The sequence below is a fragment of the Xanthobacter sp. 126 genome (assembly GCF_000526175.1).
Lineage (GTDB): Bacteria > Pseudomonadota > Alphaproteobacteria > Rhizobiales > Xanthobacteraceae > Xanthobacter > Xanthobacter aminoxidans.
In genome coordinates, this window is sequence record NZ_JAFO01000001.1 from 4,124,110 (window position 1) to 4,144,647 (window position 20,538).

Annotated in this window: 13 protein-coding genes and 5 pseudogenes; 11 read left to right on the plus strand and 7 right to left on the minus strand. The window is 63.2% G+C overall.

Annotation, left to right across the window (positions count from 1 at the left end):
• Window positions 1-249: 249 nt before the first annotated feature.
• Complete coding sequence (locus tag XAN126_RS0119605) at window positions 250-894, minus strand: TetR/AcrR family transcriptional regulator (RefSeq protein ID WP_024280266.1); 645 nt, start codon at window positions 892-894, stop codon at window positions 250-252.
• Between the two features lie 206 nt (window positions 895-1,100).
• On the opposite strand from XAN126_RS0119605, the gene XAN126_RS0119610 reads away from it, so the two are divergent.
• The 4 genes and pseudogenes from XAN126_RS0119610 to XAN126_RS0119625 all read left to right on the plus strand — a co-directional run bounded on the left by XAN126_RS0119610 (window position 1,101) and on the right by XAN126_RS0119625 (window position 5,378).
• Window positions 1,101-2,315, plus strand: coding sequence for an efflux RND transporter periplasmic adaptor subunit (locus XAN126_RS0119610; protein ID WP_245272297.1), 1,215 nt, complete (start codon window positions 1,101-1,103; stop codon window positions 2,313-2,315).
• Between the two features lie 6 nt (window positions 2,316-2,321).
• Window positions 2,322-4,400, plus strand: a pseudogene (locus XAN126_RS0119615) (efflux RND transporter permease subunit); the annotation flags it as partial.
• Window positions 4,394-4,972: pseudogene (locus XAN126_RS0119620) on the plus strand (TolC family protein); the annotation flags it as partial. The pseudogenes XAN126_RS0119615 and XAN126_RS0119620, both read left to right, overlap by 7 nt.
• A gap of 133 nt (window positions 4,973-5,105) precedes the next feature.
• Complete coding sequence (locus tag XAN126_RS0119625; RefSeq protein ID WP_024280268.1) at window positions 5,106-5,378, plus strand: hypothetical protein; 273 nt, start codon at window positions 5,106-5,108, stop codon at window positions 5,376-5,378.
• Between the two features lie 490 nt (window positions 5,379-5,868).
• Here the strand turns inward: XAN126_RS0119625 and XAN126_RS0119630 are convergent, their stop codons facing one another.
• The 4 genes from XAN126_RS0119630 to bktB form a co-directional block, all read right to left on the minus strand.
• Window positions 5,869-7,092 carry an ABC transporter substrate-binding protein gene (locus XAN126_RS0119630; RefSeq protein WP_029877459.1) on the minus strand — a complete coding sequence of 408 codons (1,224 nt, stop codon included), beginning with the start codon at window positions 7,090-7,092 and terminating at the stop codon, window positions 5,869-5,871.
• A 126-nt stretch (window positions 7,093-7,218) separates the two neighbouring features.
• Window positions 7,219-8,019, minus strand: a complete 801-nt coding sequence (locus tag XAN126_RS0119635) for an enoyl-CoA hydratase/isomerase family protein (protein WP_024280270.1) — start codon at window positions 8,017-8,019, stop codon at window positions 7,219-7,221.
• Between the two features lies 1 nt (window position 8,020).
• Complete coding sequence (locus tag XAN126_RS0119640) at window positions 8,021-9,268, minus strand: CoA transferase (RefSeq protein ID WP_024280271.1); 1,248 nt, start codon at window positions 9,266-9,268, stop codon at window positions 8,021-8,023.
• A gap of 70 nt (window positions 9,269-9,338) precedes the next feature.
• Window positions 9,339-10,523: a beta-ketothiolase BktB gene (bktB, locus tag XAN126_RS0119645; protein ID WP_024280272.1), complete on the minus strand. Its 1,185-nt coding sequence runs from the start codon at window positions 10,521-10,523 to the stop codon at window positions 9,339-9,341.
• 141 nt (window positions 10,524-10,664) lie between these two features.
• Between bktB and XAN126_RS0119650 the strand changes: the two genes are divergently transcribed.
• On the plus strand, window positions 10,665-12,623 hold the full coding sequence (locus tag XAN126_RS0119650) for a GAF domain-containing protein (RefSeq protein WP_024280273.1): 1,959 nt from the start codon (window positions 10,665-10,667) through the stop codon (window positions 12,621-12,623).
• Window positions 12,624-13,180: 557 nt separating this feature from the next.
• The gene (locus XAN126_RS0119655; protein WP_029877461.1) at window positions 13,181-14,164 is read left to right on the plus strand and encodes a LysR substrate-binding domain-containing protein; all 984 of its coding nucleotides are present in this window, start codon (window positions 13,181-13,183) and stop codon (window positions 14,162-14,164) included.
• Here XAN126_RS0119655 and XAN126_RS27980 read toward each other — a convergent pair.
• Window positions 14,049-14,336 carry a DUF2274 domain-containing protein gene (locus XAN126_RS27980; protein ID WP_081762860.1) on the minus strand — a complete coding sequence of 96 codons (288 nt, stop codon included), beginning with the start codon at window positions 14,334-14,336 and terminating at the stop codon, window positions 14,049-14,051. The two genes, XAN126_RS0119655 and XAN126_RS27980, sit on opposite strands and share 116 nt — an antisense overlap.
• 83 nt (window positions 14,337-14,419) lie before the next feature.
• On the opposite strand from XAN126_RS27980, the gene XAN126_RS26555 reads away from it, so the two are divergent.
• From XAN126_RS26555 to XAN126_RS0119670, 3 genes are read left to right on the plus strand one after another with little or no spacing between them, the layout of a single operon-like run.
• Window positions 14,420-15,730, plus strand: coding sequence for a tyrosine-type recombinase/integrase (locus XAN126_RS26555; RefSeq protein ID WP_024280275.1), 1,311 nt, complete (start codon window positions 14,420-14,422; stop codon window positions 15,728-15,730).
• Window positions 15,727-16,662 carry a tyrosine-type recombinase/integrase gene (locus tag XAN126_RS0119665; protein WP_024280276.1) on the plus strand — a complete coding sequence of 312 codons (936 nt, stop codon included), beginning with the start codon at window positions 15,727-15,729 and terminating at the stop codon, window positions 16,660-16,662. Before XAN126_RS26555 ends, XAN126_RS0119665 begins: the two co-directional genes overlap by 4 nt.
• The gene (locus XAN126_RS0119670; protein ID WP_024280277.1) at window positions 16,659-17,660 is read left to right on the plus strand and encodes a tyrosine-type recombinase/integrase; all 1,002 of its coding nucleotides are present in this window, start codon (window positions 16,659-16,661) and stop codon (window positions 17,658-17,660) included. Before XAN126_RS0119665 ends, XAN126_RS0119670 begins: the two co-directional genes overlap by 4 nt.
• 118 nt (window positions 17,661-17,778) lie before the next feature.
• Here the strand turns inward: XAN126_RS0119670 and XAN126_RS0119675 are convergent.
• Window positions 17,779-18,792 (minus strand): annotated as a pseudogene (locus XAN126_RS0119675) (TrbI/VirB10 family protein); the annotation flags it as partial.
• A gap of 20 nt (window positions 18,793-18,812) precedes the next feature.
• On the opposite strand from XAN126_RS0119675, the pseudogene XAN126_RS0119680 reads away from it, so the two are divergent.
• A pseudogene (locus XAN126_RS0119680) lies at window positions 18,813-19,178 on the plus strand (ATP-binding cassette domain-containing protein); the annotation flags it as partial.
• Window positions 19,175-20,423, plus strand: a pseudogene (locus tag XAN126_RS26560) (SfnB family sulfur acquisition oxidoreductase). The pseudogenes XAN126_RS0119680 and XAN126_RS26560, both read left to right, overlap by 4 nt.
• Window positions 20,424-20,538 lie beyond the last annotated feature (115 nt).

Genomic DNA, 20,538 nt, shown 5'->3' on the forward strand with positions numbered 1-20,538 from the left:
TGTCCTCCACTATGGTTACGGCTCGGCCAAAGCCAATCGCTGCCCATTGCGCGCCGGATCGCGAGCCAAGCCGCAAGTGCGTCCTTGGTCGGCTCGGTGATCTCAAAGGGGACTAGCTGCCCGGTCTTGTGCTGGATGACAACTGAGCTGGAGCGGACACTGCTGCTCGCTGAAACGGCTATACCTCATGTTCTGGTTCTCTCAATGGGCCAGAACGATCTTCAAGCTCGATTGGAGGCGTGGGGCACGTCACTGTCTGGGGATAATGCCCCGGGCGAGCAGCTCAAAACAGTCCCGCAGATAGCGCGCGCGGTCGCGAGTCCCCGGCCACGCTTCCGGCCCGGGGTGGAGGATCGCACCGAATGCGACATCAATGATCAGCTTGGTAAGGACCTGCGCATCATCGACCATGATCCGCCCGCGCGACCGCTGACGTTCCAACCAGTCGGCGACTTCGGAGAACGCCTGATCACGCCCGTGCGCTTCAAGAATCTGCTTCAGTTCGGGAGTTTGGGCGGATTCCACGAGTGCCACGCGCATGAAGGCGCGGCGCGCCTCGTCCGCCCGCTCATCGAGGTCCATGCGGAAGATTTTCATCAAGGCATCGACGAGAGGCATGTCGTCGAGCTCCGGTCTCACATCGACCATGGCGCCGCGATGCAGCTCAGTGATGGAGCGAAAGAGCGACAGCTTGCCGGGAAACAGCCGGTAGATGGTTTTCTTCGAGATCCCGCAGCCCGCGGCGACCTCGTTCATGTTCATCCCGGCATAGCCCTTCGTGCACAGGATCGCGAAGGCCTCGCCGACCACGCGCTGCGCCACCTCCTCGTCAGGGGCCACTTTCGGCCGGCCGCGCCCTCTTGCCGATTGGGGCGACGCGGACAGCGTTTCCATGTCGATTCCTTGCCTTTCGTTTCTCAAGGTTTCACCTGCTGGCAAAGCGACTTGCGCACTTTGGACGGCGAATTGTCAAGCGTTGACAGCCATCATGTCACAAAATAAGAAACTTATTGGTTTCCTTATTTTGGATGGCAGTGTTGGCGACTCCTTGTGTGACTCCCTCCGCGCCTCGGCCGGCACCATTGGTCGCCCTCGCGGCGATGCTGATCGCTGGACTCCTGACGGGTTGCGAGCGTCAGCAGGGCGGGGGTGGCGGCCCGCCCCCAGGGCGCAGCCGCCCCGAGGTGGGCGTCGTCACCGTCCACCCCCAGTCGGTGGCCATCACGGCCGAGATGCCGGGGCGCACCACCGCCTCCCTGGTCGCGGAGGTCCGCCCACAGGTGGGCGGCCTCATCAAGGCGCGCCTGTTCCAGGAAGGATCGGAGGTGAAGCAGGGCGAGGCGCTCTACACCATCGACCCGGCGAGCTACCAGGCGTCCTACGACAGCGCCGTCGCCAGCTTGCAGAAAGCCGAGGCCGCGGTGCCGAGCGCGCAGGCCAAGGTCGAGCGCTATCAGACGCTCATCAAGCAGAATGCGGTCAGCAAGCAGGATTATGACGACGCGACCGCTTCCCTTGCACAGGCAAAGGCAGAGGTCGCCGCCGGCAAGGCCAGCGTCGCGACGGCGAAGATCAATCTCGACTATACCGTGATCACCGCCCCGATCTCCGGGCGCATCGACAAGTCGTCGCTCACGCCAGGAGCCCTCGTCACCGCGGGTCAGGACACGGTGCTCACCACCATCCGCACCCTCGATCCCATCAATGTGGACGTGACCCAGTCGAGCACCAACCTGCTCAACCTGCGCCAAGCCATCAAGGAGGGGCGGATCAAGGTCTCCGGGGACAACGTCACGGTACGCCTCAAGCTGGAGAACGGCACCCTTTATCCGCATCCGGGCACCCTTGAATTCAGGTCCTCCTATGTGGACACCACCACCGGCACCTATGGGGTGCGGGTCGAGTTCCCAAACCCGGACCGGCTGCTGCTGCCGGGCATGTATGTGCGCGCCCTCGTGGAAGAGGGCGTGGCGCCCGACAGCTTCCTCGTCCCCCAACGCGGGGTCACGCGCAATACCAAGGGAGAGCCGGTCGCCTTCGTGGTGAATGCCGACGGCAAGGTGGAGCAGCGCGTGCTCACCGTGGGCCGCAGCGTCGGCAACAGCTGGCTTGTCGAGAACGGGATCGCGGACGGCGATCGCGTCGTCGTCGAGGGCAGCCAGTTCGTCCGCTCCGGGCAGGACGTGGCGGCCGTCGAGGTGGTGGTGGACGACACCACCGGTGAGGTCCGCGACCGCCGCCAGCAGGGCACGCTGCCCGACGGCGCGACGACCCACGCGGCGGCGCGCACCACTCCTGCAGCCAAGGCGGATTGAAGCGCCATGTCCCGTTTCTTCGTCGACCGGCCGGTCTTCGCCTGGGTGATCGCCATCCTCATCATGCTGGGCGGCCTGCTCGCGCTGCGATCGCTGCCCATCGCGCAATATCCGCAGATCGCGCCCACCACGGTACGCATCACCGCGAGCTATCCGGGCGCGGATGCCCAGACGGTGGAGAACTCGGTGACCAAGGTCATCGAGCAGGGCATGACCGGGATCGACAATCTCGACTACATGACCTCCACGTCCACCTCCACCGGCGAGGTGACCATCACCCTCACCTTCACCAGCGCCGCCGACCCCGACGTGGCGCAGATGCAGGTGCAGAACAAGCTGCAGCTGGTCCAGTCCCAATTGCCGAGCGTGGTGCAGACCAACGGCCTTTCGGTCGACAAGGCCTCCGACAGCTTCCTGGTGGTCATCGCCTTCGTGTCGAAGGACGGGCGCATGTCCTCCATCGACATCGCCGACTATGTGGATTCGTCCCTCAACGACACCCTGAAGCGGGTGGAGGGCGTGGGCTCCACCACCCTGTTCAGCTCGGCCTATGCCATGCGCATCTGGCTCGACCCGGACAAGCTTCACAAATACCAGCTCATGCCCGGCGACGTCGCCGCGGCCATCGAGGCGCAGAACACCCAGATCTCTGCCGGCCAGCTCGGCGGCCTGCCCCAGCGCAAGGGTCAGCAGCTCAACGCCTCCGTCACGGCGCGCAGCCGCCTGCAGACGCCGGAGCAGTTTCGCAACATCATCCTGAAGAGCGCGACCGACGGCTCGCTGGTGCGCATCAATGACGTCGCCACCGTCGAGCTCGGCGCGAAGAGCTACACCACCTCGGCCACCTACAATGGCAAGCCGGCAGCCGGCCTCGCCATCAAGCTCGCCACCGGCGCCAACGCCATCAACACGTCGCAGGCGGTGAAGGCGACGATCGAGCGCCTGTCCTCCACCTTCCCGGAAGGCATCGAGGTCCACTATCCCTACGACACGACGCCGTTCGTGGTGCTCTCCATCGAGGAGGTGGTGCGCACCCTGTTCGAGGCGATCGCGCTGGTCTTCATCGTGATGTTCGTGTTCCTGCAGAACATCCGCGCCACCCTCATCCCCACCATCGCCGTTCCGGTGGTACTGCTTGGCACCTTCGGCGTGCTCGCCATCTTCGGCTATTCGGTGAACACCCTGACCATGTTCGCCATGGTGCTCGCCATCGGCCTGCTGGTGGACGACGCCATCGTGGTGGTGGAGAACGTCGAGCGCGTGATGCAGGAGGAGAGCCTGCCGCCCAGGGAGGCGACACGCAAGTCCATGGGCGAGATCTCGGGCGCGCTGGTCGGCATCGCCACCGTGCTCTCCGCGGTGTTCGTGCCCATGGCCTTTTTCGGCGGATCGGTGGGCGTCATCTACCGCCAGTTCTCCGTCACCATCGTCGCGGCCATGGTGCTTTCCGTGCTGGTCGCGCTGATCCTGACGCCGGCCCTGTGCGCCACCATCCTGAAGGCCCCGAAGGGCGGCCACGGAGAAAAAGGCGGGGCCTTCGGCTGGTTCAACCGCATGTTCGATCGCGGGGCGGATGCCTACCGCAGGGGAGCCGGGGGTGTCATCGCCCGGCCGGCGCGCTTCATCGTGGTGTTTCTCGCCCTCACCGCCGCTGCCGGCTGGATGTATGTGCGCCTGCCCTCCTCCTTCCTGCCGCAGGAGGACCAGGGCATGCTCATCACCTCCGTCCAGCTACCCGTCGGCGCCACCGCCGACCGCACCCAGGAGGTGCTGGACGCGGTGACCCGCCACTATCTCGAAGCCGAGAAGGAAGCGGTCGAGGGCGTGTTCACCATCGCCGGCTTCAGCTTCGGCGGCCAAGGCCAGAACATGGGCATCGCCTTCCTGAGCCTCAGGCCGTTCGCGGAGCGCACCTCGGCCAATTTGTCGGCCCAGGCGGTGGCGGGACGGGCCATGGCCGCCTTCTCGAAGTTCCGCGATGCCATGGTCTTCGCCCTGGCTCCACCCGCCATCCAGGGCATGGGCAATTCCAACGGCTTCACCTTCTACCTGCAGGACATCAACGGCGCGGGCCACGACAAGCTCAGGCGGCCCTCTATCCGGATGTGAGCCTGTCCGGCAACATCGACACCACCGGTTCCAAGTTCGGCGACCTCGGCAAGTCGTCCTCTATCTCCTGGAGCTTCGGCCCGAGCATTAGCGTGCCGATCTTCAACGCGGGGCAACTGCAGGCGGCGGTGGAATATGCCCAGGCCCAGCGGGATGAATATTTCCTGACCTACCGCTCGGCTGTCCTGACGGCTCTGGAAGACGTGGAGAACGCCTCCGTCGCGCTCCAGCAGGAGCGGCTGAAGAGCGGTAGCCTTGCCGCCTCCGCAAGCTCCTACCGGCAGGCGGCGACGCTGTCGCGCGCGCTCTACCAAGCCGGCTCAACCAGCTTCCTCGACGTGCTCGATGCCGAGCGCTCGCTCTATTCCGCCGAGGATTCGGCACTTCAGAGCCGGGTGGCCATCGCCACCGACTATGTCAGCCTCAACAAGGCCTTGGGCGGCGGATGGAATGGCGAGGTAGACACTCATACACCGGAAATGGTGGACGACTTGGGTCCTCGCTTCGTCAGGTCTGACTGGGCAAATCGCTTCCTCAAAATAGACTGATCCGGCCGGTCGCTATGCTGCATATCTCAACCTAACGGATCGCACCTATGAACTGATGGGGTGGATGCCCCCTCCGGCCGGCATCGTATGATGTCTGCGCAGCGCCTTGTCGGCGCTTTCAGGGGAGGAGCACATGCCGGATGTTCATGTCCTCGCGATCGACCTGGCGAAGACGCGGCTCGGTGGGGTCAGCAAGATGGGACGAACCGATATCCGCAAGCTTCTTATCGTCGGCGCCATGAGTCGGATCCGATGGATCATCCGCAAGGGCATCCTGCCGGACAGCTGGCTCGGACGGCTCGTTGGCCGCAAGCCGCGCATGGTCGCCGCCGTCGCCCTGGCGAACAAGATGGCTCGGATCGTTTGGGCGATAATGACAAGGGAGCAGAATTACAGGATGGCGTGAGCAGGCGCCTTCCAGCGAAGGCAAACCGGCAAGCGCCTCGGGGTCCTTGGACCCCGGCAAGGAGATCGGCTGACGACTTATGCGGCAAGGACTTCAATGTTCAGGACGGGGAAAACCAGTCTCGGGGCTCGAGCTCAAAGCTCTCTGAACCGATGTGGACCCTGTTCTTCGAACTGCATACCGGCCCCGTGGCACAGGCCACGACCAGAGGCCTGACACACGACCGATAGAAGCGCCAAGCTGCCCAAGTCCGTCAGAAAGTCCCCTTGCAAAACCGGGGGCATCCACACACGCCCCGCCCCGATCCGTGCCGCACACCTGGAAGCTCCGCTTCGCCAGGTCGATCGCGAGGACATGAACATCTGGGCATGTGCTCCTCCCCTGAAAGCGCCCCAAGGCGCTGCGCAGACATCATACGATGCCGGCCGGAGGGGGCATCCACCCCATCAGTTCACAGTCATCTTCTGGCTCTGATTGGTGAGTCCCGAACCTAACCATTCACCAGAACGCATTTTGACTGTTCTAGAGGCTGAAATGCCGCGTCTGCTGGGACGGTCCCGATCTGCCGATAATAATCCCACGGCCGCTCGGATTCTCCCGGCTGCTTTACTTCAAACATATACATGTCATGAACCATGCGGCCGTCCTTGCGAATATACCCCTTCTTAAAAAAGGCATCGTTGACAGGCAGCTCGCGCATTTTAGCCATGACCGCTTCCGTGTGATCGGTCCCTGCCGCTTCAACCGCCTTAAGATAGTGAAGCGTCGCCGAATAGACCCCCGCCTGAAGCATGTTCGGCATGGCTTTCATGCGTTCATGGAACCTTTGCGAGAACCTCCTCGTGTCGTCGTTCATGTCCCAATATGTGGCCTCCATGATAACAAGGCCCTGCGCCTGCGCGAGGCCGAGACTGTGCACGTCATTGATCATCGCCGCCAGGGCGGCCAGCTTGATGCCCTTCGCGACAAGGCCGAATTCAGCCGCCTGCTTGATCGCGTTAACGGTGTCTCCGCCCGCGTTCGCCAGCGCCAGCACCTTGGCGCCCGACGCTTCCGCCTGCAGCAGCGCAGCCCCGAAATCGTTTGTGCCAACCGGAAGACGAACAGACCCCAGAACCTTCCCGCCGCTCTGGCGCACAAACGCACTCGCATCCTTCTCGAGGCTGTGGCCGAAGGCATAGTCGGCGGTCAGAAAGTACCAGGAGTTGAGGCCGCTTTTGACTAGACTCGCGCCGACACCGTGGGCAATCGCATACGAATCATACGTCCAATGCACGACGAAGGGTCCGCATGCCTCGTTGGTAATCCGCATGGAGCCGGGCGAACTCAAGGTGAGGATTTTGTTTTTTTCCTTGGCAACCTCCAGCACCGCCAAGGCCGGAGATGACGATGCCACATCCAGGATGGCATCGACTTTGTCCTCGTCAAACCAGCGCCGCGCGATCGCGGCCCCGATGTCGGCCTTGTTCTGGTGATCAGCGTAGACCAGCTCCACCGGCTTCCCCAAGACACGGCCGCCGAAGTCGTCGATGGCCATCTGTGCGGCTGTCACGGCGCCCCGGCCGGTTATGGTAGCGAATACACCGGACATGTCTTCAATGACGCCGACACGCACCACCCCATCGGAAATCTCACCCCCCTGCGCGGAGCCGATGTCGGGGTAGGACAGTATTCCAAGTGAAGCGATCAGAAGACACCATATCCCGCGTTTCATGTCATCCTCCCATTATAGGACCGATTATTATTTTAAGTTCCCGATGATCTACGCCGCGTGCCGGAGCAGGTGCCTTGCACCGGCACCAGCCCTCGTTGTGCGAATGGCCAGGTCATCCAGCGACGCTCAGGTCGAGCCGATGCGATCGGTGGACACGGCAGGCGGCGTGAAGACGGGGCGCCTTTTCTCCACAAAGGCCCGGAGGCCCTCGCGCGCGTCCTCGCTCACAAAGGTTCGCTGGCCCAATGAGGCCTCGGCCGCGAATGCGTCGGGCCAGTCGAGGTGCCGAAGGCTCAACGCTGCCTCCTTGATCGTCCGCACGGCCCCCGCGCTGTTCGAACGAATGCGCTCGGCAACCCGGAGGGCTTCGGCCTGAAGCATGGCGGGAGGCACCACACGATTGATCACGCCGATCCGCGCCATGTGCTCGACATCGAACCGATCGCCTGTCAGCATCACCTCCATGGCGTGGGCATAGCCGACCTGCCGGACCAGCCGGACCAGGGTTCCGCCGGCCGGGACGAAGCCCAGTCCAGGCTCTGGAAGGGCGAACGACGCGGTGCTCGATGCGACGCGTATATCCGTCGCGAGCATGAGCTCGAACCCGCCGCCGAGGCAAAGCCCATTGATGGCGCAAACTACCGGCTTGTAGAATGGACCCGCCTTGAGGTGCGCTTCATCCCACTCGGAGATATCAAAAGTATTGGCCGCCAGTGCAGGGATCGATTCGGTCAGGTCGGCGCCGACGCTGAAGGCGCGCTCGCCGGCTCCGGTCAATATGACGACATCCACCGCATCGTCGCGTGCGAGTTCGTTGAAGGCATCGCCGAGCTCGCGATACATCCGGAGCGTCAAGGCGTTGAGCTTGTCCGGACGATCAATCGTCACCACGGCGATGCGATCAAGGATTGTGAGGCCGATGCCCATTTCAGATCACCCCTTCGCGGCGCAGATGGTCTACATCGTCGTTCGCCATCCCGAGCATCTCGCGGAGAACCAGATCGGTGTGCTCGCCCACCCGGGGAGCAAAGCCGCAGGGATTTCCCGGGGTCCGTGACAACTTGACAGGAAGGCCGAACATGCCCACCTCGCCGCCCGGATACTTCACCCGGGAGATCATTTCGCGGGCTGCGATGTGCGGATCCGCGACAACTTCATCAATGCTCTTGATGCCGCACATGGGCACCCGATCGCCGGCCAGAGTCTCAAGCTCCGCCTTGGTGCGGTGCGCGAGCCACCGCTCGATCAGCGGCCGGACGCGCCGCTCGTACACGGCCTGATCAAAGCGCTTCTCCATCGTATCGATTTCCGGATCCGACGCCCACTCGGGTTCTCCGAACATTGCGCACGTTTCTTGCCAGAACTTGTCAGTATATCCACCGAAGAAGACGTAGCCGTCCTTGCACGGAAACTGGCCATAGGGCCTGACAAACGGATGATCGTTCCCCAATGGACCCGCCACAGTGCCTTCCACCGTGTAGCGGACCACTGCGTTCTCGGTTAGCGCGAGCGAGCAATCCTGCAGGGAAATGTCGACGAACTGCCCCTGGCCGTTCTGCTCCGCCTCGCGCAGCGCCGCCAGAACCCCGATGGTTGCGAATAGAGTTCCCGAAAGGTCGCCGATGATGGTCCCGATGCGGAGCGGCGGCTGCCCCGGCAGGCCATTCATCGACCAAAGCCCGCTGGTCGCCTGGCCACTGTTGTCGAAGCCCGGGCGCCGCGAATAGGGGCCGCTGGCGCCGAAGCCGCTTATCGCGGCATAGACGAGGCGCGGATTCTCCGACGCCAGTTCCGAATAGCCAAGACTGAGGTTGTCCATGGTCCCGGGGCGGAAATTTTCGACAAGGATATGGCTTTTCCGCGCCAGCTGTTTCAGCAGCTGTTTTCCATCCGCTGATTTCAGGTCGATCGTAAGTCCGTATTTGTTTCGATTGAACTGGGCAAAGAATGCGCTGAACCGTGTTCCATCTTCTCCGACGAAGGGAGGGAACGTGCGCGCATAATCGGCATCTTTCGGATGTTCGATCTTGATGACGGTCGCACCTAGATCGGCAAGCATCATCGAGCAAAAGGGCCCCGCAACGACGCGCGTGACGTCGAGGACGATGATGCCACTGAGCGGACCCGAGCCTCCCCGTCCCGGCAAACCGGACGGCGATGGAGCAACTGACGACATAGGCGTCCTCCCAATCCCAATCTTGCTTGTTTCGATCGCACCGCCGGTCAGGGCGAACGGCCGTTGCGCCTTAATTGATGCGCTCGAGCGCAAGGGCGATGCCCTGCCCGCCTCCGATGCACATGGTGACGAGCCCGCGTCGGCCTTCGGTGCGCTGCAGCTCATGCACGCACTTGACAACCAGAATTGCCCCGGTGGCGCCGACCGGATGCCCCAGTGCGATCGCTCCCCCATTCGGGTTGGTGCGATCCGCCGGAAGCCCCAGCTCGGCGGCGACGGCTATTGCCTGGGCCGCGAAGGCTTCGTTGGATTCAATGACGTCGAAGTCATCAATGGCGAGATCTATCCGATCGAGGAGCTTCCTGACCGCCACGATGGGGCCGATGCCCATGATCTCCGGCGCCACCCCGGAATGCGAATAGCCGAGGATACGTGCCATCGGCCTCAGGCCACGGCATTCGGCCCATTGCCTGCCGGCAAGGACAACCGCGGCCGCACCATCGTTGAGTCCGGATGCATTGCCCGCCGTCACCGTGCCGCCGGCGTCGAAAGCCGGCCGCAACGATCCGAGCGAGCCGGCGGATACGTCCGCCCGCACGTGCTCGTCTTCCCTCAGGAGGCGCGCGGTGCCGCCGTCCGCTATGGGCACCGGCACGATCTGGCTTTCGAACCTTCCGTCGGCTGTGGCGTGCGCAGCGCGCGCGTGGCTCTGCGCTGCAAATTCGTCCTGGGCCGAACGGGAAATGTTGAAGCGCGTGGCTAGGTTTTCCGCTGTGTTGCCCATGTGGCCGTTGCCGAAAGGATCAGTGAGGGCGCCGACCAGCATGTCGGTAAGCCGTGCTGTGCCGATGCGATGACCTGCACGCAGTCCGCTCATCGCGTGGGGCGCCCGCGACATGGATTCGGCACCGCCGGCGATGGCGGCCGTGCAGTCATCGAGCAGAATGCCCTGTGTTGCCGATATGATCGCCTGGAGCCCCGATCCGCAGAGCCGATTGAGGGTCAGGCATGCCGTCTGGGTGCCCAACCCGCCCTGCAGCGCCGCCACGCGCGACAGGAACATGTCTTCGGGGGCCGAATGGATGACGTTGCCGAAGATCACATGACCGATGTCCTGCGGATCGATGCCGCAGCGCGCGACCGCTTCCCGCGTGACCATGCCCCCCAGCTGCGTCGGCGGGATGTCCTTCAACGCGCCGCAGAAGTCGCCGATCGGAGTGCGTGCGGCAGCCAGAATGACGACATCGTTGACCATGGGGCCTCCCGGCGCGAGAATGCCTCGCCTCTTTCGAAGCAAGCTACGGGGCGCCGCGCCCCCTCCCCTATGTCGTTTTTCTCCACATTCCCTCAGGTTTTATGTGTTTACTCCATAGGTGGCCGTCGATAGGCTCTCGCCATGCCTTCCTTGAGCATGAGCGTGGCCGAGCGGGACGCTGCCGTTCTCAGGCAGATCCTGCGTCTTCTTGCGGAGAATGCGGAGCCTGAGGCGGTCAGGATTGCGCTGGAAGTGAACGCCGGGGTTGAGCCGCTTGCGGGCGACATCAGGACGGCTGTCGATGTCGCCGAGCAGCTCGCTTATCACAAGAAGCGCGAACGTGAGCTGATCGCGTTATACGACACGGCACGCGATATCACGGCCTCCGGGTCGATCGACAAAGTTCTTCGATCCATAGTCGTGCGAGCAAGACAGCTCATTGGATGCGACATCTCCTATATTTCGGCCCTGGAGGACGATGGCGTCGAGTTTACGGTGCGGGCAACGGAAGGGTGCATCACTCCGACATTTGAAGCCATGAAGGTCCCGCGTGGCTTCGGCATTTGCTCCCAAGTCTTGGAGAGCCGGCAACCGTGTCATTCGGCGAATTACCTTGCCGACCGAAAGCTTCCCCGGCACCCGAAGATCGACGCCGTGGTTCAGGCGGAGGGAATCATTTCGCTCCTCGGGGTGCCGCTGGAGATCGAAGGGCGCGTCATCGGGGTGCTGTTTGTCGGCGACCGATTCGTGCGCAGCTATCCCCCACCCGAGGTCGCGGGGCTGTCTTCCCTTGCAGCACTCGCGGCGATCGCCATCCGCAATGCGCGCCATCTGGATGCGGCGCGCATTGCATTGGCCAGTGAGCAGAGGATCAACGACGGGCTCAACGCAAAGGCATTGGATATCCAGGCGGCGGGCGACGCCCACGAGAGGATGCTGGATCTTGTCGCGCGCGGTGGGCGTTTGGAAGACCTCGCAACGCTATTGTCCGGTCAGCTCGACTGCCGCGTCGGCATTGTGGACCAGCGGGGGCGAGCGCTATGCGTTTCGGGCTCGGTCCAGGGCATCGCCGCCCAGGATCAGCCGGACGTCGCACATGCCGCCTGGCAGGAAGCCATTCGCAATGCGTTGCGCAGGAGCGCCGCATCCCCGCGGTCGATGCTGATCAACGGCAACGGAGCCATAATGTGCCGCCTTGCAATGATCCGGGGCGGCTCGGATCTGTTTGGTGGTGTTGTTGCCTGGCGGCTGCACGATCTGCCGGAGGCGGAGGTGCGCACGCTGGAACGCTGCGCCATGGTTTCAGCCATCGTGCTGCTGTCGAACGACCGCCTCGTCCAAGCTGCCAACCGCGACATCCATGATCTTGTGGCCGACCTTCTGCGCGAACCGCCAAACAACGCACCGGCCGACCTCCTTTCTGCGCGCCTGGCCGATCGCGGGCTGCAGCTGACCTGGCCCCTTGGCCTGTATCTTGTGGAACTGGACGGCATTCGGCCGGATCCTCTTGTTGCGTCGGTCCGGTCCCGCCTTCAGCGCCAGGGCGTGCTCGCATCGGACTATGAAGGGGATCTCGTTGTGCTTTCCTCAGGCGCCGAGATGGAGCGGATCTCAGAGACTCTCCAGGCTATTGTGGCCGAAGTTTCCGGCATCAACGCGAATATTGTGATCTCGGAGCCCATTGCGACCCTCGGGCAGATGCCGCAACGATACCGTTCAGCAAAATGCTCGCTTCATTTGTTAAGGGCACTCGGCCACAGAGGAAAGATTGTCCACGATGCCATGCTGTCGATTTATGCGGCTGTTTTTCGCGATCGCAGCAAGGACGACATCGCACATTTCGTCGATCGGTCGATTGGTGCCTTAAGGGCATACGATGAAATTCGATCGACACGCCTGGCCGAGACGCTCCTGAAATACCTCGATAATAGCTTACGTCTCCAAAGGACGGCGGATGAGCTCGGAATTCATGTGAACACTCTGCGCCAGAGGCTTTCTGCCATCCGGGAAATCTGCGGAGATTGGGATGATCCGTCTCGTGTACTAGAAACGCATCTGGCGCTGAAGCTTCACGCCTTGGCCGGATCGACCGTAATCTGAGATTGCGGTCGTGAGGCTGACGACCCTGATCCTGTCAATGCCCGCCGTAAAGATCTTCTGCCCACGAGTTCAGCAGAATCAAATCGACGCGCGCAGCTGGCCCGGAGGATTTCGGTGAAGGTATATAACCTCGTGTTTCATTGTATAGCTGTATCATATCGAGTAATGCTGCGAGTATCGTTACTGCCAATCGAGAGTAAAACCAACGTGTTTTTCGGTATGAATGATTGACCCCGTTGCGAGGGGGATCGGCGTGTAATATTCGGCGCCGACAGAGGAACAGCTTTCCGTGCCGATTGACAAGCCGGGTGAGGGGGAGATCTGAGGTGAATATTTAGGCCTGGTGCGGCCGCAACCCACGTTGCGGGTGAACGGTTGAGGCGAATTCGGACGGGGTCCGCGAGCCGGCGGCGAGCAGCCTTGATCGCCCGCGCGAACAGGGGCCGGAGCCCCTCTAATTGGGTCGGCCTCATATGGCGCGACTGACAATCTACGGTTGCAACAGATGCTTCGAACGGTATAGTCAGGGATCTATTTGATTGAATTCGAGGGGCGTCGTGAAGAAGTCAGCGATCGAGATCGAGATTCGTCATCTCCGATATTTCATCGCCGCGGCAGATGCTGGAAGCTTTCGGAAAGCCGCCGCGGCACTCAAGGTGCAGGAATCTTCCGTCAGTCGTCGGATCCGCGACATCGAGGACCAGATCGGCGCGTCCCTGTTCGTGCGGCACTCCGGGGGAATTAACCTGACGATGGCCGGCCAGCGCTTCCTTCATCGTGCCCGTCATGCCCTGGACCACATTCGGGACGGGGCTGCAGAGGTGGCCGCCATCGGTCGTGCGGAGGGTGGATATCTCAAAATTGGGCTGTTTTCGTCCCTTTCCTCCGGATTTTTGTCAGCCTTGTTTCGAGCATATGATGCAAAACATGGATCAGTTCACATCGACTTCGTCGAGGGTGAAGCATATGAGCACATCAATGCCCTTCGCCAATTTCAGATCGATATCGCCTTTGTCATTGGGTTGAGCGATTTTGGCGAGTGCGACTCAGCTTACCTTTGGTCGGAACAGGTGCTGGTGGCATTGCCTGAAGGCCATCAGCTTGCTGCTTCAGAGTCATTGACATGGCGGGATCTCAGAGCTGAGAAAATCCTTCTCCGAAACACACCAGCGGGCGCGCGGATTCAAGACTATGTTGTCCGGCGAATCCGGGAGGTCGAAGGAGAGGCCCGTGTCGAGGCGCAGGGGGTCGGGCGCTACAAGCTTCTCAATCTCGTGGCGTCCGGCCGCGGAACGACGTTGATCATCGAATCGGAACGCCTGGTGAAGGTCGCCGGGGTGACCTATCGCCCGCTGCACGACGAGGTGGTTTCATTTCATGCGGCCTGGAGGCCGATGAACGACAATCCCGCGTTTCGAACGCTCCTCAGCCTTGCCCGGACGATGGCTCACTCCTCGGAAGCGAACCAAGCGATTGCCCGTCCGCAAGATCAGGAGGCGCTGCGCGCCGAGCCTTCGCAAATCCACGATCCGTCGCGATGAATCGCTCAAGCATCGGCACGATGAGCCGGACCGGATTGGTGATCGGGTTTCCCTTTTCCTCGCCCAGCACCCCCGCATAGGCAACGAGATCCCGATGCAGCTTCGCCGGCAGCTCCACGGTCACCTTCACCGGCTTGTCGTCGAGCACCTCGGAGAGTTTCAGCTTCGGCATGTCAGCCTCCATAAGGTTCGAGAACGAGATCATATTCCGAGTTTGAAACTATGCTGAGTTCTGCATGCATATTGGCTTCTCCTATGGTAAAATCGCCGAAGTCGGTCGGCATAGTTTTGTTCGACTGGGATCGGCCGACACTGGTTTGGCCTATGCACAGAGCTTGTCGAAAGAGGCGCTCTCGGCTCCGGGTCGAGGGTCCACTGGCTCCTTACTTCGAGCCATATTCCGAATACCTCGCTGATCGCGGATATTCGCAGGTATCCTATTGGCATAAGACCTTTTCCATCAGCGAGTTCAGTCGGTGGCTGGACGAGGAAGGAATTGCTGCGCGCGAGATCACGGGCGAACACGAGGAAGCGTTCCTGCGCCACAGCGCCGAGCGCCGATGCCCCAAGCGCGGCGATCCTGCCTCTCTGAGCGGCATCACGGGTTGGCTTCGAGAACAGGGCGTCATCGAAACCAGCGTTGCGGCTTCGACCGGATCGTCCGGGATCCAAGCGGTATTGCGGGAATACGCGGCGTGGCTGCGGGAGGAGCGCGGCCTCGCCCCGTCCACGATGGAGAACTACACCAGATATATAGAACGCTTCCTGACAAGCATCTGCGGCGCCGACGAGCCGCATCTTGCCAGCATCAGCGCAAGCCAGATCACCGACTATATCCGGCGCAACGCCCCGCGCGGCCAGACCTTCTCGCAGGCCAAGAACATCGTCACGTCGCTGCGTTCCTTCTTCCGCTTCGCGCGCTTCCGCGACTACATCCAGACGGATCTTGCGGCGGTCGTTCCCAGCGTCGCCGGATGGTCGATGGCGTCGATCCCCAGAGCGATGCCGGTCGATAGCGTTCGCCGGCTTTTGGACGGGAGCAAGACATGGCGCACGCCGGTGGGGCTGCGCAATCGAGCCATTCTGCTGCTGCTTGCTCGGCTCGGACTGCGCGCGTTGGAAATCGTCCGACTCGAACTGGAGGATATCGATTGGTCGCAGGGCTGGCTGAGGGTGCATGGCAAAGGCCGCCAGGAACGGCCGATGCCTCTGCCGCACGACGTCGGTCAGGCGATTGCATCCTACCTGAAGGACGGGCGTCCGGAATCGCCGAGCCGCAGGATCTTCCTGCGCTCGCGGGCGCCCTTTGATGGCTTGGGGTCGCACGGCGACATCTGCCAGATCGTCCACCGCGCGATCAACCGCGCCGGGATCAAGGGGAAGAACACGGGGGCGCATCAGCTTCGCCATGCGCTTGCCGTGGACATGCTGCGGCAGGGACTGTCGTTGACGGAGATCGGCCAGATGCTCCGGCATCGCAGCGCCCAGGCCACCCGTCGATACGCGAAGGTCGATCTGGACGGCTTGCGCGCCGTCGCCCTGCCGTGGCCGGGAGAGTTGCCATGACCACCCTGCGCGAAGGCGTCGCCGAATATCTGGAGCTTCGCCGTTCCCTTGGCTTCCGGCTGAAGAAGGACGAGCTTTACCTTGGGGACTTTGCGGGCTTCATGGAGCGACGCCATGCCACCTACATCAAGGCGAAGCTGGCGGTGCAGTGGGCGCGCCAGCCGGCTTCGACCGATGCGAACTATCTTGCCGGTCGGCTGCGCGCCGTGCGCAGCTTCGCGCGCTACCGCATCCTGAGCGATCCGCGGACCGAAATACCCGCCACCGACCTGCTGCCGCGCCGACGGTTCACCTTCCAGCCCCATATCTTCAGCGCCGAGGAGATAAAGCGCATCCTGGCGGGGAGTTTGCGACAATGGGGCGGAGCGACCCGGTTCTACTGCCTGGGGCGCTATACGATCTATGGCCTCATCAGCGTGACCGGCATGCGCGTCGGCGAAGTCCTCAGGCTCGATCTCGACGATGTGGATCTCGACCAGGGCGTCATCACCATCCGCAACACCAAGTTCGGTAAATCCCGCCTGGCACCCGTTCACGAGACAACCCGCGTCGCCCTGCAACGCTACCGGGATGAGCGCGACGCCTTCCTGGCCGGCAGGATCGTCAAACCCTTCTTCATATCGACCTACGGGCACCGCGTTGGCCACACCGCGCTGGACCGCGCGTTCCGGCGACTGACCAGAAGGCTCGGCATGCGCAGCGCCTCGGACCCCGCCGGGCCGCGACTGCACGACCTGCGGCATACGATGGCGGTGGAGGTCCTGCGGCGATGCTACAGCACCGGCGCGGACCCCGAGCGCCGCTTGCCGGCGCTGTCCACCTATCTGGGGCACACCCATCTCACCTACACATATTGGTATCTGCACCAGAATCCGGGACTGATGACGGAGGCGGTGGCGCGGCTTCAGCATCGCTGGGAGGCCTCCGCATGAGGCCCGCCGTCCCAACCTTCCCAACGCTGCTTCAGCGGTTCTTCACCCAGCGCCTGATGCAGGAGAAACGGGTCAGCCCCAACACGATCAGCTCGTATCGCGATACGTTCAGGTTGCTGCTGCGCTTCGCGCAAAAGCGCCTCCGCACCACCCCCGACAAGCTGGCGTTCGAGAAGCTCGATGCCCCGCTCATCGCCGCCTTCCTGAGCGATCTGGAGAAAGAACGGGGCGTGACCGTCCGCACCCGTAATCTGCGTCTCACCGCGATCCGGTCGTTCTTCCGCTTCGCGGCCTATGAGATGCCGACGCACAGCGCGCAGATACAGCGCATACTCGCGACACCGGCCAAGCGGTTCGACCGAAAGCTGATCGACTTCCTGACGCGCCCCGAGGTCGATGCGCTGCTCGCGGCGGTGGACAAGACTACCTGGACCGGCCGCCGGGATCATGCGCTGCTGCTGACGACCCTGCAAACCGGCCTGCGCCTGTCGGAAGCGACGGGCCTCCGGCGTCCGGACGTGACGTTCGGCACGGGCGCTCACGTCGAAATCCTCGGCAAGGGCCGCAAGCAGCGCACCGTCCCGCTCTGCAAGCCGGTCGCCGATGTCCTCAAAGCCTGGCTCGACGAACTGAAACCCGCCCCGGACGAGGTGATCTTCCCGAGCGCGCGGGGCGGCCGTCTCAGCCCGGACGCTGTGGCCAGCCTCCTGAAAAAGCACGTCACGGTGGCCGGCGACGCCTGCCCATCGCTCAAGCAGAAGCACGTCACCTTCCACTGCCTTCGCCATACGACGGCAATGGACCTTCTCCACGCCGGCGTAGAGCAGACCGTCATCGCGCTGTGGCTGGGGCACGAGTCCATCGAAACCACCCAGATCTATCTCGACGCCGATCTGGCGCTGAAAGAAAAGATCCTCGCCAAGACGATCCCGTTCGACAGCAAGCCGGGCAAGTTCAAGCCCGACGATAAGCTTCTGGCCTTCCTCAACCGACTATAGGAGAGAAAGTTATGCCGATAATGACTCAAGATAAAACCGATTATATTCATGGATTTACGACCCTTCAGACTGATCCGCTCGGAATAGTCCGGGACTCGGAATATGATCTCGTATTCCGTTAACGGAATACGAGATCCCGTGTCACAATCACCCGCACCGGGTATCCCGGCCGGATGGTCAGCGTCGGGGCGATATTGAGCTGGCGCTGGACGATCTGGCGTCCGGTCTGGCTGATGCTGTCGGAAGCGCCTTGGCGCAAGGCGCTGGCGAGGTCACTGTCGCTGCCTGACGTGCCTGCGCTCGCGCCAACGCTCAGGATGGTGGAGAGCACAGCCGCCTTGAACAGCTCGCCCCAGTGATAGTCGACGCCATCCTCAAGGCCGGCGTAGCCCTCGGCGTCGGCTCCAGGCTGGCGCTCCAGCACGATGGAGCGGCCATTGGGGAAGATCAGCCGGTTCCAGACCAGGAGCACCCGGCGCTGTCCGAAGCCTACGCCATTGTCATACTGGCCGATGATGCGGGTGCCTTGAGGGATCAGAAGGATCCGGCCGGTCGGGCTGTCGTGGACATTCTCGGTGACCTGGGCGGTGATCTGTCCCGGCAGATCGGAGCGGATGCCGGTGATCAGCGCTGCAGGGATGACGGCGCCAGCCTGCAGGATGTTGGCCGAGGCTGGAGCCGCCACGCGGTCGAGGGACACGGTGCGTCGGTCCACCGCCTGGCTGAGGAAGGTGAGCTGCCGCTCCTGGGCCGTCGGGGTCGCCGCCGGCGGGGCAAGACCAACGGAAGTCAGATCCGGGACAGGTGCCGCCGTTGTAACCGACGCCGCGCTCACCTGTTGCGCCCCGACAGGGCTCGCCGGCCGCGTGTTGGTCTGGGCGAATAGCCGTCCGGTCCTTGCCGCCTCCGTCTCCTGCTGCTGGCGCTGCTCTTCGGGACTCAGAGCGGGATTGGGCATGCCTCCCATCGACGGGATCGGCGGCTGCGCTGCGGTCTGGGCATTGAGGATCGGCCGACCGAGGTCGCCGGGCAGCGGTGGCCCGAGCTTGGGGATGCCGGTGTAATCCTTCGGCAGGCTGGCCAACCCGTCCGGCGTGGCTTTGACGTCCGTGGCGTAGAGTTCCTGTCCTGGCCCGTGGTCCTTCCGCGCCTGCCGGTCTCACCTCGGGCGGCGAGCAGCAGATGCTCGCCATCGGGCGGGCGTTGATGGCCCGGCCTCGCCTGATCGTGCTCGACGAGCCGTCCATGGGGCTCGCGCCCCTCGTAGTCCGGGACATCTTCCAAACGCTGAAGCAGCTCAACGCGCAGGAGCATCTGTCGATCCTCGTGGCCGAGCAGAAGTCCACTGTCGCACTCACCTATGCCGACACCGCCACGGTGTTGGAGAACGGCGTGGCGGTGCTGGAAGGAACCGCGGCGGAGCTGCGCAACCGCGCGGATATCAAGGCCTTCTACCTCGGCGAGGGCACGCCCCACGCCGTGTGCCCCCCCATGTTCCATGAAGGAGGACGCACATGACCATCCCGAAGATCGACACCAGCACCGCAGCCAAGGCGGTGCCCGCCGTGCCTCGCCCGAGCACGCCGGCACGGGTGCTGAAGGACGATGCGGAGGCGATCGCCGTCGCCGAGGCGCTCGCCCCCGGCATCGCCGCGGGCGCCGCCGCGCGTGACCGCGACCGGACCTGGCCGCTCGCCGAGCTCGACGCCTTCTCCCAGAGCGGGCTGTGGTCCATCAACGTGCCGAAGGCCTACGGCGGACCCGAGGTGTCCTACGCCACGCTGGTGCGCGTGGTGGAGATCATCTCCGCCGCCGACTCCTCGGTGGGGCAGATCTCCCAGAACCATCTCGGCGTGGTCGCCGCCATCCGCACCGTCTCGAACGAGGCGCAGAAGGCGCTCCTGTTCGCCGAGGTGCTGGCCGGCACCCGCTATGGCAACGCCTTCTCCGAATTCGGCTCGAAGCGTGCGGTGGATTTCGAGACCCGCTTCGTGGATGCTGGCGACCATGTGATCGTGAAGGGGCGAAAGTTCTACGCCACCGGCGCGCTCCTCGCCCACAAGGTGCCCATCGTCGCCCTGGATGATGAAGGTCGCGCCTGGTACGCCATCGCCGACCGGAGCGCTCCGGGCCTCACGGTGATCGACGACTGGAGTTCCTTCGGCCAGCGCACCACCCTCTCGGGCACGGTGATCCTCGACGACGTGAAGGTGCCGAAAACCCATCTCGTGCCCGGCTACAAGGGCTATGAGACGCCTTCCGCCGACGGCGCTAACTTCCAGATCATCCAGGTGGGCGTCGACAACGGCATCGCCAAGGCGGCCGTCGATGAGATCGTGCGCTTCGTCAAGACCCGGACCCGCCCCTGGGTGGACAGCGGCCTCGACCACGCATGGCAGGACCCTTACACCATCCAGGCCGTGGGCGCGCTGACGCTGCGCCTGCATGCCGCCGAAGCCCTGCAGGAGAAGGCCGGCCTTGCCGTGGACGCAGCGGTGGCCAACCCGACGCCAGAGACCGTGGCCCACGCCCAGATCGTGACGGGCAGAGGCGAAGATCCTCTCAACGGAAATCGCCATCGAAGCCACGAACAAGCTGTTCGAGCTCGCCGGCACGCGCTCGACGCTGTCGGAGCACAATCTGGACCGGCACTGGCGCAACGCCCGCGTCCACACGCTCCACGATCCGGTCCGGTGGAAATACGCCATTCTCGGCAATTACTTCCTCAATGAGGTAAAGCCTCCGCTCCACGCCTGGAGCTGAGCCCGGCAGAGGTCCCCACGCAAGGGATCAGGCATCCCGGTCACTCCGGTTCCGGTGCAGGTGCTCCGGAGCCGGTTTTCGCAGTGATTTGAACGAGGGGCAGCAAACCTTGCCG